Below are 14,124 nucleotides of genomic sequence, written 5' to 3'. Positions count from 1 at the left end.
TCAAGCCATCATCGCCTTCAGCGCCGTCGCCGCCGAGGCGTAGCCGCCCCGCGCGCCGTCGATGAAGTGCACGTGGTCGCTGCGCAGCGCCGACGGCGTGAAGCAGGTCATCATCGCGGCGTCCTGCGGGTAGAGGCCGTAGCGCACGACGCCCTCGCGCGCGGCAGCCGCAAGACGATCGCTGAGGGCGCGTTCGAGCTCGGGTGTACAGTCGAGGATCATGCGCAGGCCGTCGTCATATTTCCTGAAGTCCGAGTTCTCGACCACCTGACGTTTGTAGAGGTTGGGCACGAAGCCGCCGACCTTGATGTCGAAGCGCATGATCAGATAGGCGAACAGCGTGTAGGCCAGCACGCCGGCGCGGCGCGCGAGCAGCGGGCCGCCGCGCTTGGTGCGGGCTTCGTAGTCCAGCCCCTGCGGCGGCCATTTCAGCGGCGGCCCCTGTGGCGGCACCGGGCGGGCGCCGTCCGGGCTGCGTTCGACGAGGTGGATGATGTCCTCGATCACCTTGCGGAACGCCGGCGGGTCCGCGCCGCGTGCCGGCATCACCAGAACGGACAGGATCAGGCCGCGCGAGGCCGGAATCACCTCGAAGCGGCAGGACAGGCCGGACAGATCCGGCTGCGTGCCGGCCGGCGCCTCAGCGACGGCGAACTCACCGCGCTTCATCGCGGCGTCGGCCCAGGCGAGCCCGCCGCCGGAGAACATCGCATAGGACAGGTTCGCCGACGGACCGAAGCGCGCGACGCGCACGTCGAGACCTTGCGCCCGGATCGCACTCACCGGCACCAGCGCAACACGCATCGTCAGATCGAGATCCTCCCGTACCCAGGTCGCGGTCGCAGCCAGCGCGTCCCGGGCGCGATCGAGATCGCCGGGCGCGACCGCAAAGCTCGCGCCGTCACCGCCGAACACGAAGGGGAATTCCCGTCCCTCAAGCGCATTGGTCACCGCCGCGATCACGGCAGCGCCGGCCATGTTGACCGCCTTGTAGCGCTGCGCCGCGATCGCCTTGGTGGAATCGACGATGTCGGCGACACCGATGCTCCAGTCATCCGGCAGCGACGCATAGAGCGCGGGGTCCATCAGGCTGGTGAAGCCGCGGAAGACGGGGATGCCGCCATAGAAGGATTCGCCTGATGTCATCGGATGATGCCGAATGGTTGGACGCGTCCAGGAGAAGTACGTGGCAGGACCGATCCGGGTTCGCCGGCTGGCGCCCCCTCGAAGTCCCGATCATTGGCCGAAATGGCGGCGGACAACAAGATCGCACCGCGCCGCAATGCCGCAGCTTGTCATTGATCAGCATCAAACAGCCGGCCGAAAATGACGTTTACGGTTGAGCCATCTGAAATGGTTGCGCGGGATGATCGGGGTGTCTGATTTTGGTAGCAAGGACTCCACCTCGCCGGTACGCCGACGCACGGGGCTGGACGTGATCAGTGCGGTGAAAATGCCGGAGCTGCTGACCGCCACCGTCGATGCCTGGGCGGAGGCCCATCAACTGTCGCGCTCGGATGCGATCTGCAAGCTGGTCGAGTTCGGCCTGAGGATCGCGCCTCCCACACCGGCATCGGGGTCCACGGTCGTCTCGGACGCGACCAGGCTCGAGGAGCTCGCGGTGCATGAGATCGAGGGACTGCTCGATCCCGCATTGCCGGAGGACGAACGCGAGCGTCGCATCCGCCGCCTCACCGAAGGGCCGCCGGAATTCTCACACGAACGGATTGACCTGCCTAAGCCTCGGACGTGAGCGACTAGTGCAGCTTCTCATCCTCACGGTTGCGCAAGGCGTCGTGAGACGCGTCATGGCAGCCGACCAAGCGCACGAATTGCTGCGGGTACATCTCGTGACCGTGATCGCCGGAATTCTGGTGCGTCATCGGCGGACAACGGACGTCGTCCGGCTTCGCGCGCGATTGCTCCGTCCGGCCCTGATTTGAAGCGGTCATGTTTCGCATGGTCATGCACTGCTCCCTGTCGATTGGGGCAGATCGATTGACGTAACCCAATCGATTGCGGGGGCATCTTACGACCAAATCCGGTCGAATGTCATTGCGCCGAATCAATGCAATTGTGGCGGTGAAGTTCCGCCTTACGCCGTGTTCCCGGCGTCGACCGTGAACACGGTGCCCGTGACGTTGCGGCCGCCATCGCCGAGCAGATATTCCACCATCCGTGCGACGTCTTCCGTCTCCGGCAGCCGGCGCAATGCACTTCGGCCCGCGATGCGTTTGCGTCCTTCGTCGGAGAGATTGTGAGTCAGCTCGGTGTCGATGAAACCAGGCGCAATCGCGTTCACGGTGATGCCGAGCTTGCCGACTTCACGCGCGAGCGAGCGGGTAAAGCCGGTGGCGGCCGCCTTGGTCGCGCCATAGACGGACAGGCCGTTATAGCCGGTCGTCGCGATGATCGAGGAGATGTTGATGATGCGGCCGGCACCATCGGCCATCATCTGCCGTGCGACATATTTGGTGAGAATGATCGGCGACAGCACGTTGAGCTGCACCAGCGCCTCGATCTCGGAATTGTGCATGGTCGCGAGCAGGCCTTCGGTGCCGAGGCCGGCATTGTTGACGAGGCCGTAGATCGGGCCGAATTCGTCGCGCACGAGCTTTGCGAAAGCGGGAATCGCGTCGATCACCGCGAGATCGCAGGCTCGGAAATGCAGACGACCCTCGGACTCGCCAATGGCGGCCCTGAGCTCGTCGCTCTCGCGGCGCGCCGCGGCAATCACGTTGTAGCCGGCGCCAGCCAGACGCTTGCCAATCGCAAGGCCGATACCGCGGCTGCCGCCGGTGACGAGGACATTATGCATCGGTGCGCGCCAGTTTGCCGGCCGGGGTGACGTCGAGCGTCTCGACGAAGCGGATCACCGCCGGCACCTTGTGGGAAGCGAGCTGCGCGCGGCATTGATCCAGGATCTGGTCGCGAATCTCCTTCGCGCGCGCCTGGTCGGTGCCGTCGGCGAGGATCACGTCGGCGACCACGATGCCGCCGGTGATCGGACTCTTCCGCGACTTGGCCCGCGACATCCGGACGTCGGAATGGCGATTGATGACAGCCTCGATCTCCTCGGGGTGGACCTTCAGCCCACCGATATTGATGATGCCGCCGCGGCGGCCGACGAAATAATAGCGGTCCCCGCGCAGCTCGACAATATCGCCGCTGTCGACAAATCCGTCATCATCGGTGAGCGCGGCGGCGTCGCGGCCGATATAGGCATGTGCGGTGCGCGTCGAGCGGATGCGCAGCGAGCCGTCCACGACCTTCATCTCGACGCCGTTGCGGTTGCCGAGATAGTCGGCCGGAAAGCCTTCGAGCCCGTCATTCACGGCGAAGCCGACACCGGCCTCGGTCGAGGCGTAGGCATGGCCGACCGAGGAATTCGGGAATGCCGCCTTCAGGCCGTCGAGCACCGCCTGGTCGGCGATCTCGCCGGAGAGACGGACGTAAGCCGGCGCGAATTGCGCGGCCGAGCCGCTCATCAGAAGCTTGCGCCAGTGCGAGGGCGTGCCGGAGATGTGGGAGACCGCGCGCGCGTTCAGCCGAGCGACGTGATCGGCGAGGGCCTCATGCGGATCCGACAGCACCATGGAGCCGCCGGAGAGGATGGCGCGGAGGAAGATCTGGAGGCCGCCATAGCGGCGAATGTCGTAGAACGTCGCCCACACCGGCGCCGGTCCGCGCGCGGGGCCTTCGGCGACGATCGCGCCGGTCAGCGCTTCCAGCGTATGGCCGGCGATCTTCGGCACGCCTGACGTGCCCGAGGTCAGCATCAGCCATTCGGTGGCGCGCTCGGTCTGCGCGGGCGCGGTGGCTTGAAGCGGCAATTGTGCGGTGACGACCAGCGGCACGCCGGTCTCAGCCCAGCGATCGGGCTCGTCGGTGACGACGGCATCGATCCCGGCATCCGCGATCAGCGCGTCCAGATACGCCGGATTGAGATCGGGCGGACACAGCAGCATGCGGCGGGCGACGCCGTCGAGCTCGATCATGGCAAGGCCCGACCGGAGCTGGTCGGACAATTTGAGCAGCACCGCGCGGCCGGACAGCTCGCGCAGGCGGCCGCCCAGGACCGTCTGCGACAGGATGTCGGTCAGCGACACGACATCGTGCGCATCCGACAGCGTACGGCCCTTCAGCTCCGCGCCGAGATGATCGCGAAGCGCAAAGATCTCACGCGGGGACATTTTCGTAGGCCCGCACGAAATCGCCGACCGTGGCGGGGAACGCTGCGTCCTCGGAAATGGTGAACGGATCGACACCGGTCTCGTCCTCGAGCCGAGCGACAAGGATCGCGAAGGCGAGCGAGTCGAAACCCGTCTCGTGCAGGGACAGATCGTCCGAGAGCGCGGGAAGCGCGACGTGCTGTTCCTTGGCGATCTGCTGGATCGCTTCAATGACCTTGGACCTTACCGACATGGCTGGCTTGCCTCTTGCTTTGTTGATCGATCGTATGTCTTGCGGCGGCTCTTGATGACCGCCTCCCCATGGCCGTCTGTTTACCCGACAGAGGTAAATGGCTTCTTGGACAATTCAGATAAAATTGGACCTATCTGGCGGATTTTGCCGTGAGTTCAAAGTGAGGTGAGCACTACTCTCTCATTCCCTCCCCCCTTGTGGGGGAGGGGCAGGGAGGGGGGCCACACGGGGACTCCCTCCATCGCTTCCAGGCAGCTTGCGAACTCTCAGACACCTTTTGCTGGGCTACCCCCTCCCTAACCCTCCCCCACAAGGGGGGAGGGAACGCAGGGAGTTCGTGGCGGCGATTCTCGTTTATCCGTTTAGAACCTGATCGCACCGTCGACGATTTGCGCATAAGCCTCGGAAGTCAGTGCGACATAGTCGCCGGATTTCGGCTCCGCCATGAACAGCGGCTCGGAGATCGCGCCGGGGTCGAATCCCTCGCGCGCGAGCTCGCCCTTCTTCTGCTTGAACGTCTCGGTCGCATCGAGCTCGCGCGAGATGCGGATGAAGACCGGGCGGGCGTAGGCCGGCAGGCGCTGTGCGAGATGCGCGGGCAATGCCGCGACGTCAAATCCCTCGTTCACGACGATTGCGCTCATGCCGGCGCGGCCGTCGGTGCCAGGGATGCTGACGCCGTAAGTGGTGGCGTCGATGACGCCGGTAAAATCGCGCACGGCGTCGTTGACCTCCGAGGTCGCGACGTTCTCGCCCTTCCAGCGAAAGGTGTCGCCGATGCGATCGACGAAATGGAAGAAGCCCTTGTCGTCGAGCCGCATCAGATCGCCGGTGCGGAACCAGGCATCGCCCCTGGCGAAGACGTCACGCAGGATCTTCTTCTCGGTCTCCCCGGCGTCCGTGTAGCCCTCGAAGCGGCCGCCGCCCTGGTCCGCCGTGCCGATGCGGCCGATGGCCTCGCCCGCCTCGCCGCGGGCGGAGGCGATGCAAAGACCCTCTTCATTGCGCAACGGCGCGCCGCTGTCAGGGTCGAGCTTGACGAGGCTCGCGGGGAAACGATGCGCGAGCAGCGGCGGGATACGGCCGATCGCGCCGGGCTGGCCCTCGACGTTGAACAGCGAGAAATTGCCTTCGGTCGCCGCATAGAATTCGAGGATGCGAGGAATGGCGAAGCGGGTCTGAAAGTCCTCCCAGATGTCGCCGCGCAGGCCGTTGCCGCAGACGAGCCGCAGCCGATGGCGGTTCTCGTATTCCGACGGCGGCGCCTTGAGCAGATAGCGGCAGAGCTCGCCGATATACTGGAACAGCGTGCAGTCGTGCCGCACGATGTCGGACCAGAAATTCGACGCCGAGAACTTGTCCGCGATCACCACCGAGCCGCCGGCGGCCAGCATGCTGCACGGCGCGACGATGCCGCCGACCGAGTGGAACAGCGGCAGACAATCGTAGAGCCGGTCCTGTGGGCCGGCGCCGGTGAGGCCGGCGAACCAAAAGCCCCAATTGAGGATGCGGCGATGGCTGATGCTGGCGGCCTTGGGCAGGCCTGTCGTGCCGGACGTGTAGATCAGCAGCGCGCGATCATCGATGGTGACGTCGCCGTGCTCTCCGGGACAAAGCGGGCCGTCGTCGAGCGCGGCAAGCGCGACGTCGATGGCCCGCTCGCTGCGGGCATCGCCATGGGTCCAGACCTCGGCCTCGGTCTTCAGATGTGGCTTCGCACTCTCCAGCGTCTCCACCAGGTCGTGCGCGACGATGATGTGCCGGGGCCTCGCGACATCGAGGCAATGCGCGAGCGATTGCCCGACAAGCTTTGTATTGATCAGCGCGACCACACCGCCGATCCGGCTGATGCCGAGCCAGGCGGCAACGTAGTCGAGGCCGTTCGGCATGATCAGACCGACAGTTTCGCCCTTGCTCACACCGACCGAGCGCGCCCAGCGCGCATAGCGGTTGATGCGTTTCGACAAACCTTCGTAGTCGAGCGCTGCGTCATCCGTGATCAGCGCGACGCGGTCGGGCTGACGCTGCGCCCAATCGTCGACGACGTCGGCAAACAGCCGGCCCGGCAGCGTCTCGATCCGCGCGGTCAGCTCGATCGCCTTCAGCCAGATCTTTGACGCCGATGGCGCGCGCGCGGCCTTCGGTTGCTCGATGACGCCGGTGGTCATGCCGTTCATACTTTCGGAACGTGTCTGCTGGTTCCCCAAGCTTAGCCCGCGCGCCCTGCCCAGGTGTTAAGAGACAAGGTAAAAGCCGGTTAGTGCGCGATTAACTCTAGTCATCCTTTACCAAGCCGATGGGATCGGCGTGCGCCGCAGCGCAATTCTTGCGATACCAAAACGAGTCATTTGGGCGCGCTGCGCGTGTCCTCGCCTCGGCTGCGGGGATAGGGGAATTGGAGACGACCATGATCACCAAGCGACATTTCCTCCACACCGCCGCCTGTGCCGTCGCTGCGCTCGTTGCGTCGCGCGCCTTTGCGATCGGCAACCCCTCCTATCCATCGCGCAGCGTGAAATGGGTGGTGCCTTATGCCCCGGGCGGCGCCACCGACGTGCTGTCGCGGCTGCTCTGCCAGCGCCTGTCCGAACGGCTCGGCCAGACCTTCGTGGTCGAGAACAAGCCGGGCGCCGGCAGCAATATCGGGACGCAGGCGGTCATCACGTCCGCCCCCGACGGCTACACGCTGCTGCTAACCTCGACCGCGAACGCGATCAACGCCTCGTTCGATCCTTCGCTGCCGTATGATTTCGCCAAGAGCATCGCGCCGGTCGCGGGTGTCGCGCGGATTCCGCTGGTGCTGGTCGTCAACAACGACCTGCCGGTGAAAACCGTCGCCGACTTCATCGCCTACGCCAAGGCCAATCCCGGCAAGATGTCGATCGCTTCCTCCGGGATCGGCACCTCGCTGCATCTGTCCGGCGAGCTGTTCAAGTCGCTGGCCGGCGTGCGGTTCACCCACGTCCCCTATCGCGGCTCGGCGCCGGGCCTGACCGACGTGATGAGCGGCCAGATCCAGGGCATGTTCGACAACGTCACCTCGTCCTTCGAGCTGGTGCGCGCCGGAAAGCTGCGCGCGCTCGGCGTCACCACGCGCGAGCGTTCGGAGATCCTGCCGGACGCGCCGCCGATCGCGGAGACGCTGCCCGGCTACGAGACGAGCTCATTCTACGGCGTCGGCGCCCCGCACGACACGCCGCGCGAGATCGTCGATCTTCTCAATCGCGAGATCGACACCGCGCTCTCCGACGCCGAGATCAAGGTCCGCATCGCCGAACTCGGCGCGATCCCGCTGCACGGCAATGCCGGCGAGTTCGGCGGCATGCTGACGGCGGAGACCGAGCGCTGGCGCAAGGTGGTCGAGCTGTCGGGGATCAAGAAGGAATAGCGTTTCCCGAGGTACAAGCCACGCCTCCGCAGCGGCGTCAGTCTGCCGTGAATTCGAGGTTGAACCGGATTGGATTGACGGGAGTGGTGACGAACTTGACGCTTTTGCCGCTTAACCCGGCGAACGGACCCGAACCGAATTTGACGATCCCCTTGCCCGAGGACTCGACGCCAATGGGCTTGCCGTCCTTCATGACCGCCTGAGCGGAGCCTTCGATCAGTTGCGTGACGAGACGTCCACCGGGAATCCGGTGCACGCCACCACCGAATACGATGGTCGCTTTTGGGCCGTCCCATTCCACCGCATTGGAGGCGGAATAGACCGCGCCCTTCAGCAGGCCATCGACACCGACGCAGACGTAGTCCTGAGTCACCAAATTGTGGTCGGGGCGGTCGCCGATCGGCTCCTGGCTATAGAAACCGGCGGTGCTGCATTCGTAACGCGCGATCATGTCCGCGCGGGCCGGCTGGGAAACGGCGATCAAACCAAAGGTCGCGCCGATGAGCGTGATAACGGTGCGCTTGTTCATGCAGATGTCCTCGCCTCAAGCGCCCGATCTAACAGGCCGGCGTGATGCCGGGCTCCTGATGCCGAGCTTCGGGACGAGGGTGACGAGGATTGCAATTCCGCGCGTTGATCTGGGTCAACCGCAGGAGGCGCTGGCGACTGGTGAAAGCACAGGGATTGGTGGCCGCGGAGTGAGCGCTAGCCGCTTCGCCTGTGACGCTGGCGCGGCGACGGCACGCTGACCGGATAATACGGATTGAGATCGCAGGTCGCGGCGCGGCCCGCCGCGGTGGCGCGACACTGCGGCAGCGAGGTGAAGGAGCAGTCATACCACTCCCCGCCGCCGCCGCTCGAGCCGGAATAGACGTGCATGCAGACGGGATAGCGGGGATCGAAGGTTTGCGCATGCGACGGCGCGGCCGCGACCACCGCACCGATGCTTACGACCAGGCCGAACGAGAAACGCATGAGCAGTGCTCCAGCGTGCCGCATCGCGGATCGCTATTGTTGCACCTTCTTGTGACGCCGGCGCGGCGGCGGCGGAGGCTCGTCAAAAGCGTAATAGGGATTGAGGTCGCAGCTCGCGGAGCGGCCCGACGCCGTGGCGCGGCACTGCGGCAGCGAGGTGAAGGAGCAATCGTAGTAATCGCCGCCGCCGCCCCAACCGCCGGGCGTGTAGACGTGCATGCACACCGGATAGCGCGGGTCATAGGTCTGGGCGCGCGCATCTGCCGCAGCAAACAGCATGACAATCGCGGTGAGGGTCAGGATCGGCAAACGCATGGAGACATCCTCGAATCGGTAGCGTCGGCGGATCGGATGCCGACGGCCTGATATGGCATAACACCACGCCGGAGGCGACTGTTCCGAAGTACAGATGACGGCAAGGTGAGGCGGTGCGCCGCGGCGCTATCCGCCGAGCCCCTGCAACACGAGCCGGTTCAACCTCGCCGCAAACGCCGCCGGGTCCTCCGGCAACTCGCCGTCCAGGATCTGCGCCTGCTCGAGCAGGAGCAGGCTGAGATCGTCGACGGCCTTGGAGCCGGCCTGAGCCTTGGTGATCGCCCCCACCATCGGATGGCGCAGATTGATCTCGAGGACCGGCTTGGCGCGCATGCCGCGGTTCTGCTGCGACAGGATACGCTCGAGTTCGCGGCTCGGCCCCTGGCTGTCGGCAACGAGGCAGGAGGCCGAGCTGGTGAGGCGCGTGGACGCCTTGACGTCGCTGACGCGCTCGCCGAGGGCGGCCTTGATGACCGCGATGGTGGCGGCCTCGTCCGCCTCCGGCTCGTCCTTCTTCGCCTCGTCCGTCGCGTCGACGCGCGGGATCAGGTCGAGATTGAGATCGCCCTGGCTCAGCGACTTCAGCGGCTTGCCCTCGAACTCCGTCGGCATCGAGGTCCAGAAGGCATCGACCGGATCGGACAGCAGCAGCACCTCGATGCCGCGCGCGGTCGCCGCCTCGAGCCGCGGGTTGGACTTCAGCCGTTCGATGCTGTCACCGACGAGATAATAGATCTCGGTCTGGTTCGGCTTGAAATCGGCGACAACCTGCTTCAGCGACCGCTTCTCGCCCGTCGTGGTGGTGAAGCGCGACAGCGCCAGCAGCTTTTCGCGACGCTCGAAATCCTCGTAGATGCCCTCTTTCAGCACCGCGCCGAAAGCATCCCAGATCTTCGCGAAGTTCTCCGCGTCCTTCTCGGCGAGGCCCTCGAGCTCGGACACGACACGGGTCGCCACGGCCTTGCGGATCTGCACGAGCTGCGGATTGTTCTGGAGCATCTCGCGCGAGATGTTGAGCGGAAGATCCTCGCTGTCGACGACGCCGCGGATGAAGCGCAGATAGCCCGGAAGCAGATCGGCATCATCGGTGATGAAGACGCGGCGGACATAGAGCCTGACGCGCCCCTTGCGCGAGGGCTCGAACAGGTCGAACGGCTTTGTCGACGGCGCAAACAGCAGCACGGCGTAGGAGTAGCGGCCCTCGGCGCGGTAGTGCAGCGTCATCGCAGGGTCGTCGAAGGCGGAGGCGATCTGCTGATAGGCCTTCTTGTAGTCCTCGGCTGAAAGCTCCGATTTCGATCGCTGCCACAGCGCGCTCGCCGAGTTGATCTGGCGCGGCTCGCCCTCTTCCGGCACCAGCTCGATGGGAAACAGGATGTTGTCGGAATAGGCACCGACGATGCGCTCGATCTCGTAGGTCTCGAGATATTTCTTGGCGTCGTCCTTCAGGTGCAGGACGATCTCGGTGCCGCGTGTCACGCGCGCCGCGTCTTCCTCGCTGGCCCGCGCGATCTCGAAGCCGGAGCCGCCGGAGGACGTCCAGCTCCAGACGTCGCTCTCGCCGGCGCGGCGGCTGACGACGACGATCTTGTCGGCGACCATGAAGGCGGAATAGAAGCCGACGCCGAACTGGCCGATCAGGCCGAGGCCGTCCTTGGCCTCCTTCAGCTTCGAGACGAACGCCTTGGTGCCGGAGCGGGCGATGGTGCCAAGATGGTCGATCAGCTCCTGCCGCTCCATGCCGATGCCGTTATCGGCGATCGTGAGCGTTCCGGCCGTCTTGTTCGGGATGATGCGGATCTTGAGCGCGTCGCCCTCGCCCAGCAGCGCGGGACTTTCGATCGCCTCGTAGCGGAGCTTGTCACAGGCATCCGAGGCGTTGGAGACGAGCTCGCGCAGGAAGATGTCGGTCTCCGAATAGACGGAGTGCACCATGAGGTGCAGCAGCTCGGAAACCTCGGCCTGGAAGGGCTGCGTATGCACAGCTGTATCTGACGTCGTCATGCGTTTACCCGGTCAATCAAAAGGGGAAAACCGGGATATAACGCGATGGGACGGCGGATCAAGAGGACGTGAGCAGCCGTCCCTGCCCGCGGCAGAGGCAGCCTGTCCCTTGACCTGTCCCTTGGCCTGGGGCGATCAGGTCACGCAGCGGCCCGGCTGGAGCAGCTTGGCGACCTCGGTCAGGGAGCTGACCATCGGCTCGCAGGCGATGGTCGGCTTGTTGCGGCCCTGCTTCTGATTCTGGTTCTGGAGCGTCACCGGCGGCTTTGCATTGCCGGTCTCGATCACCGCGGGGACCCGCAGCAGCACCGAGGTATCGGCAAGGTCGTTCAGCCGCATCGACACGGTGCGGGTGGGAACCGCCGCCGACTTGATCTCGGCGAGCCGGTCGGCCTTGCCGGTCCGATTGACGTCGTGGCCGGGCTTATCGGCGACCGCCTGCCAGCGGTCGGCCAGATCATGGCCGGAGGCCAGTTGCACCTGCGCCGCGCCGAGCATCGCGGCAATCGCGGCGGCGCCCAAAAATACCTTTTGAATCTGTGACATGGCTGTCGACCCCTCGCCCCATGGCGATCGCGGGAACAACGCAGCCGGAGGAGCGGGGGTTCTCGGCAGTCACGATCACTTAACCGTGTGCGAAAAAGGTCGCGCCGCGAAAAATATTTCGGGAGCCCTGGAACGACTTCCGCGCCTGGGAGTCGTATCAACAGCCGGCTATTCCCCCCTGCCCCATAAGCCGGCGACGTAGGGCGCGACTGTGGTGATGCCAGTCGCGCCTTACTTTTTTTCTTATTTGGGCGAGAGAATTTTGGCACCCTCTCGGCCGCCTCTGCCCCATGGCAGAAGCTCTTTCCAAGCCGAATTTTCCTCGTCCCTGAAGTTCGCGGCGGGCAAGGGGGCCTTCAATAGGCTCGACGTATTTGCCGAATTCGGGATCAACCTTCGCCGCGGCCGGCAGCTCGAGCGGATTGCGAGCGCGAAGGCGCGGAGAAAAGAGCAGGTCGGATTTCGGAAACGCCCGCTAGATCAGCCGTAGCGGCTGAAAAATTGCGACTTGGACCCACTATCATTTTGACCCCCTGCCTCCGCGTGGGCATGATGGAAACGAGAACAGCGCGTTCGGCACTTCTCTGATCCGCCACCAGCGACAGTGGGTTGGAATATTGCCATGGAGCAGGAGCGGCCGGTTCGTCTTGAACGCAGGCTATCAGCGATAATGGCCGCTGACGTGGCGGGCTATTCGCGGCTAATGCACCATGACGAAGAAGCAACCCACTCCAAATTGACAAGTCTCCTTGCCGAAGGGGTCGCGCCTGCCATCTCCGAACACGGAGGCCGGATCGTGAAGAACACCGGCGATGGGTTCTTGGCAGAGTTTCCAAGCGCGGTCGAAGCGGTTCGCGCCGCAGTGCAGTTTCAGACTCGCATCAGGGAGCTTACCGCCGCCGATGCGGAAGAACGACGAATTGCCTTTCGCGTCGGCATCAATGTAGGCGATGTGATTGTCGAACCGCATGATGTTTTTGGTGACGGCGTCAATATCGCGGCACGGCTAGAGAGTATCGCTGACCCCGGCGGAATCTGCATTTCCTCGTCTGCCTACGATCACATCAGGGGCAAGGTCGGCATTGAGTTTGCAAATTGTGGAGAGCAGACTTTCAAGAATATTGATCTTCCGATCCAAACCTATGCCGCCCTCCTAGATGGCCTCTACCCCCAAAGACCCGTTGGCGCGAAGGTGCCCCGCTCACCGCCCCGCCTCTCCATTGTCGTGCTGCCTTTCGCCAATCTTAGCGGCGACCCCTTGCAGGATTATTTCGTCGATGGCGTGACCGAGAGCCTGACCACCGACCTGTCGCGCATCAGTGGATCGCTCGTGATCGGCCGCCACACTGCATATACCTACAAAGGCAAGCCGATCGACCTGAAGCAGATTGGCCGCGACCTTGACGTTCGCTACGTGCTCGAAGGGTCCGTACAGCGCAGCGGAGACCGCTTTCGAGTGAATGTCCAACTGGTCGACACTGAAACAGGAAGCCACCTCTGGGCGGACCGCTTTGACAAACCCCTAGCCGATCTCTTCGAGATGCAGGACGAAATTGTGTCGAGATTGGCCAACGCGCTTAATGCCCAACTCATCGCTGCGGAGGCACGGCGGGCGGAACGCTCATTGCAACCGAGCGCGTTGGACTTTTATTTCCAAGGAATGGCCCTTTGGAACAAGAGTTGGACTTCTCCTCACCTGAGGCAGGCTCGAAGCTTCTTTGAGCGGGCCTTGGGACTTGAGCCGGACAACGTTGAGGCATTGGTAGGGATCGCGCTGGTCGATGCGGCAATGGCTGGCGTTGTTTTCGCTGATGACCCTTGCCGATATTTCGCGGCGTCAGAGGCGGCTTCAATGAAAGCGCTTTCGTTAGACCCGCAACACGCTCTCGCTCACATGGCTTTAGGCGTCGTGCAAGTATGTACGCAGCGCGCGGAGAAAGGAGTTGCCGAATGCGAGCGCGCACTGGCTCTGAACCGAAATTTGGCGGAGGCTCATGCTCTCTTTGGCGTCGCAAAAATGCTTCTCGGTCACCCAGAAGAAATGGAGGGATACGTACGAGATGCATTGCGCCTGTCCCCACGTGACGACGGCGCACATCGGTGGCTATGCTGCGTTGGCTTAGCCAAATTATGCCTCGGAGCCGAGGCCGAGGCGATTGAGTGGTTACGGCGAAGCATAAAGGCCAACCCAAACTACCCCGTTGCCCATTTTGTATCAGCAGCGGTTCTAGCCCTCATCGGAAAGATGGATGATGCGGTGGCAGCCAAGCGAGACGGACTTGCACTGGATCCCGCTTTCGCCATTCGTCGCCTGAAGAATGTTTGGCTTTCGGACGATCCTACATTCCGCGCAGGAAGCAGGCGCCTCGTAAAGGGCCTGCACATGGCTGGAGTTCCGGAATAGTTGTGATGCCAGTCGCGCCTCTCGAGCAGCCGAGGCCGCCGCGATCAGGGCGGGCCGAAAGGCCATA

General features: G+C 64.1%; 14 protein-coding genes. 3 read left to right on the top strand and 11 right to left on the bottom strand.

Features of this window, described 5'->3' with window-relative positions; genetic code table 11:
• Positions 1-1,146, bottom strand: coding sequence for a DUF3095 domain-containing protein (locus ACVWW6_RS11640; protein WP_060908854.1), 1,146 nt, complete (start codon positions 1,144-1,146; stop codon positions 1-3).
• Between the two features lie 220 nt (positions 1,147-1,366).
• On the opposite strand from ACVWW6_RS11640, the gene ACVWW6_RS11635 reads away from it, so the two are divergent.
• A complete protein-coding gene (locus ACVWW6_RS11635; RefSeq protein WP_011090505.1) occupies positions 1,367-1,753 on the top strand; it encodes a hypothetical protein in 387 nt (128 codons plus the stop codon).
• Between the two features lie 4 nt (positions 1,754-1,757).
• Here ACVWW6_RS11635 and ACVWW6_RS11630 read toward each other — a convergent pair whose 3' ends face one another.
• The 5 genes from ACVWW6_RS11630 to ACVWW6_RS11610 all read right to left on the bottom strand — a co-directional run bounded on the left by ACVWW6_RS11630 (position 1,758) and on the right by ACVWW6_RS11610 (position 6,602).
• On the bottom strand, positions 1,758-1,967 hold the full coding sequence (locus tag ACVWW6_RS11630; protein WP_028173835.1) for a hypothetical protein: 210 nt from the start codon (positions 1,965-1,967) through the stop codon (positions 1,758-1,760).
• Between the two features lie 128 nt (positions 1,968-2,095).
• On the bottom strand, positions 2,096-2,818 hold the full coding sequence (locus ACVWW6_RS11625) for an SDR family NAD(P)-dependent oxidoreductase (protein ID WP_011090507.1): 723 nt from the start codon (positions 2,816-2,818) through the stop codon (positions 2,096-2,098).
• On the bottom strand, positions 2,811-4,193 hold the full coding sequence (locus tag ACVWW6_RS11620) for a class I adenylate-forming enzyme family protein (protein WP_038966155.1): 1,383 nt from the start codon (positions 4,191-4,193) through the stop codon (positions 2,811-2,813). The genes ACVWW6_RS11625 and ACVWW6_RS11620 overlap by 8 nt, the downstream gene beginning before the upstream one ends.
• A complete protein-coding gene (locus tag ACVWW6_RS11615; protein ID WP_007597226.1) occupies positions 4,180-4,425 on the bottom strand; it encodes an acyl carrier protein in 246 nt (81 codons plus the stop codon). Before ACVWW6_RS11615 ends, ACVWW6_RS11620 begins: the two co-directional genes overlap by 14 nt.
• 362 nt (positions 4,426-4,787) lie before the next feature.
• A complete protein-coding gene (locus ACVWW6_RS11610) occupies positions 4,788-6,602 on the bottom strand; it encodes a long-chain-acyl-CoA synthetase (RefSeq protein WP_304548799.1) in 1,815 nt (604 codons plus the stop codon).
• A 230-nt stretch (positions 6,603-6,832) separates the two neighbouring features.
• Between ACVWW6_RS11610 and ACVWW6_RS11605 the strand changes: the two genes are divergently transcribed.
• Entirely contained in the window at positions 6,833-7,813 is a 981-nt protein-coding gene (locus tag ACVWW6_RS11605) for a Bug family tripartite tricarboxylate transporter substrate binding protein (RefSeq protein ID WP_456680763.1), read from the top strand.
• A gap of 37 nt (positions 7,814-7,850) precedes the next feature.
• Here ACVWW6_RS11605 and ACVWW6_RS11600 read toward each other — a convergent pair whose 3' ends face one another.
• The 5 genes from ACVWW6_RS11600 to ACVWW6_RS11580 all read right to left on the bottom strand — a co-directional run bounded on the left by ACVWW6_RS11600 (position 7,851) and on the right by ACVWW6_RS11580 (position 11,653).
• Positions 7,851-8,342: a hypothetical protein gene (locus ACVWW6_RS11600; RefSeq protein WP_011090511.1), complete on the bottom strand. Its 492-nt coding sequence runs from the start codon at positions 8,340-8,342 to the stop codon at positions 7,851-7,853.
• A gap of 176 nt (positions 8,343-8,518) precedes the next feature.
• Positions 8,519-8,788, bottom strand: a complete 270-nt coding sequence (locus ACVWW6_RS11595) for a DUF3551 domain-containing protein (protein WP_038966154.1) — start codon at positions 8,786-8,788, stop codon at positions 8,519-8,521.
• 33 nt (positions 8,789-8,821) lie between these two features.
• A complete protein-coding gene (locus ACVWW6_RS11590) occupies positions 8,822-9,103 on the bottom strand; it encodes a DUF3551 domain-containing protein (RefSeq protein WP_304548802.1) in 282 nt (93 codons plus the stop codon).
• 126 nt (positions 9,104-9,229) lie between these two features.
• Positions 9,230-11,107: a molecular chaperone HtpG gene (htpG, locus tag ACVWW6_RS11585; protein ID WP_456680762.1), complete on the bottom strand. Its 1,878-nt coding sequence runs from the start codon at positions 11,105-11,107 to the stop codon at positions 9,230-9,232.
• A gap of 135 nt (positions 11,108-11,242) precedes the next feature.
• Entirely contained in the window at positions 11,243-11,653 is a 411-nt protein-coding gene (locus ACVWW6_RS11580; RefSeq protein ID WP_028173826.1) for a hypothetical protein, read from the bottom strand.
• Positions 11,654-12,275: 622 nt separating this feature from the next.
• Here ACVWW6_RS11580 and ACVWW6_RS11575 point away from each other — a divergent pair.
• The gene (locus tag ACVWW6_RS11575) at positions 12,276-14,057 is read left to right on the top strand and encodes an adenylate/guanylate cyclase domain-containing protein (protein ID WP_038966153.1); all 1,782 of its coding nucleotides are present in this window, start codon (positions 12,276-12,278) and stop codon (positions 14,055-14,057) included.
• Positions 14,058-14,124: the final 67 nt, after the last annotated feature.

Source organism: Bradyrhizobium sp. USDA 3311, from assembly GCF_054062495.1.
The sequence above is the reverse complement of the archived record's forward strand: the minus strand, read 5'-3'. Positions and strand labels throughout refer to the sequence as shown.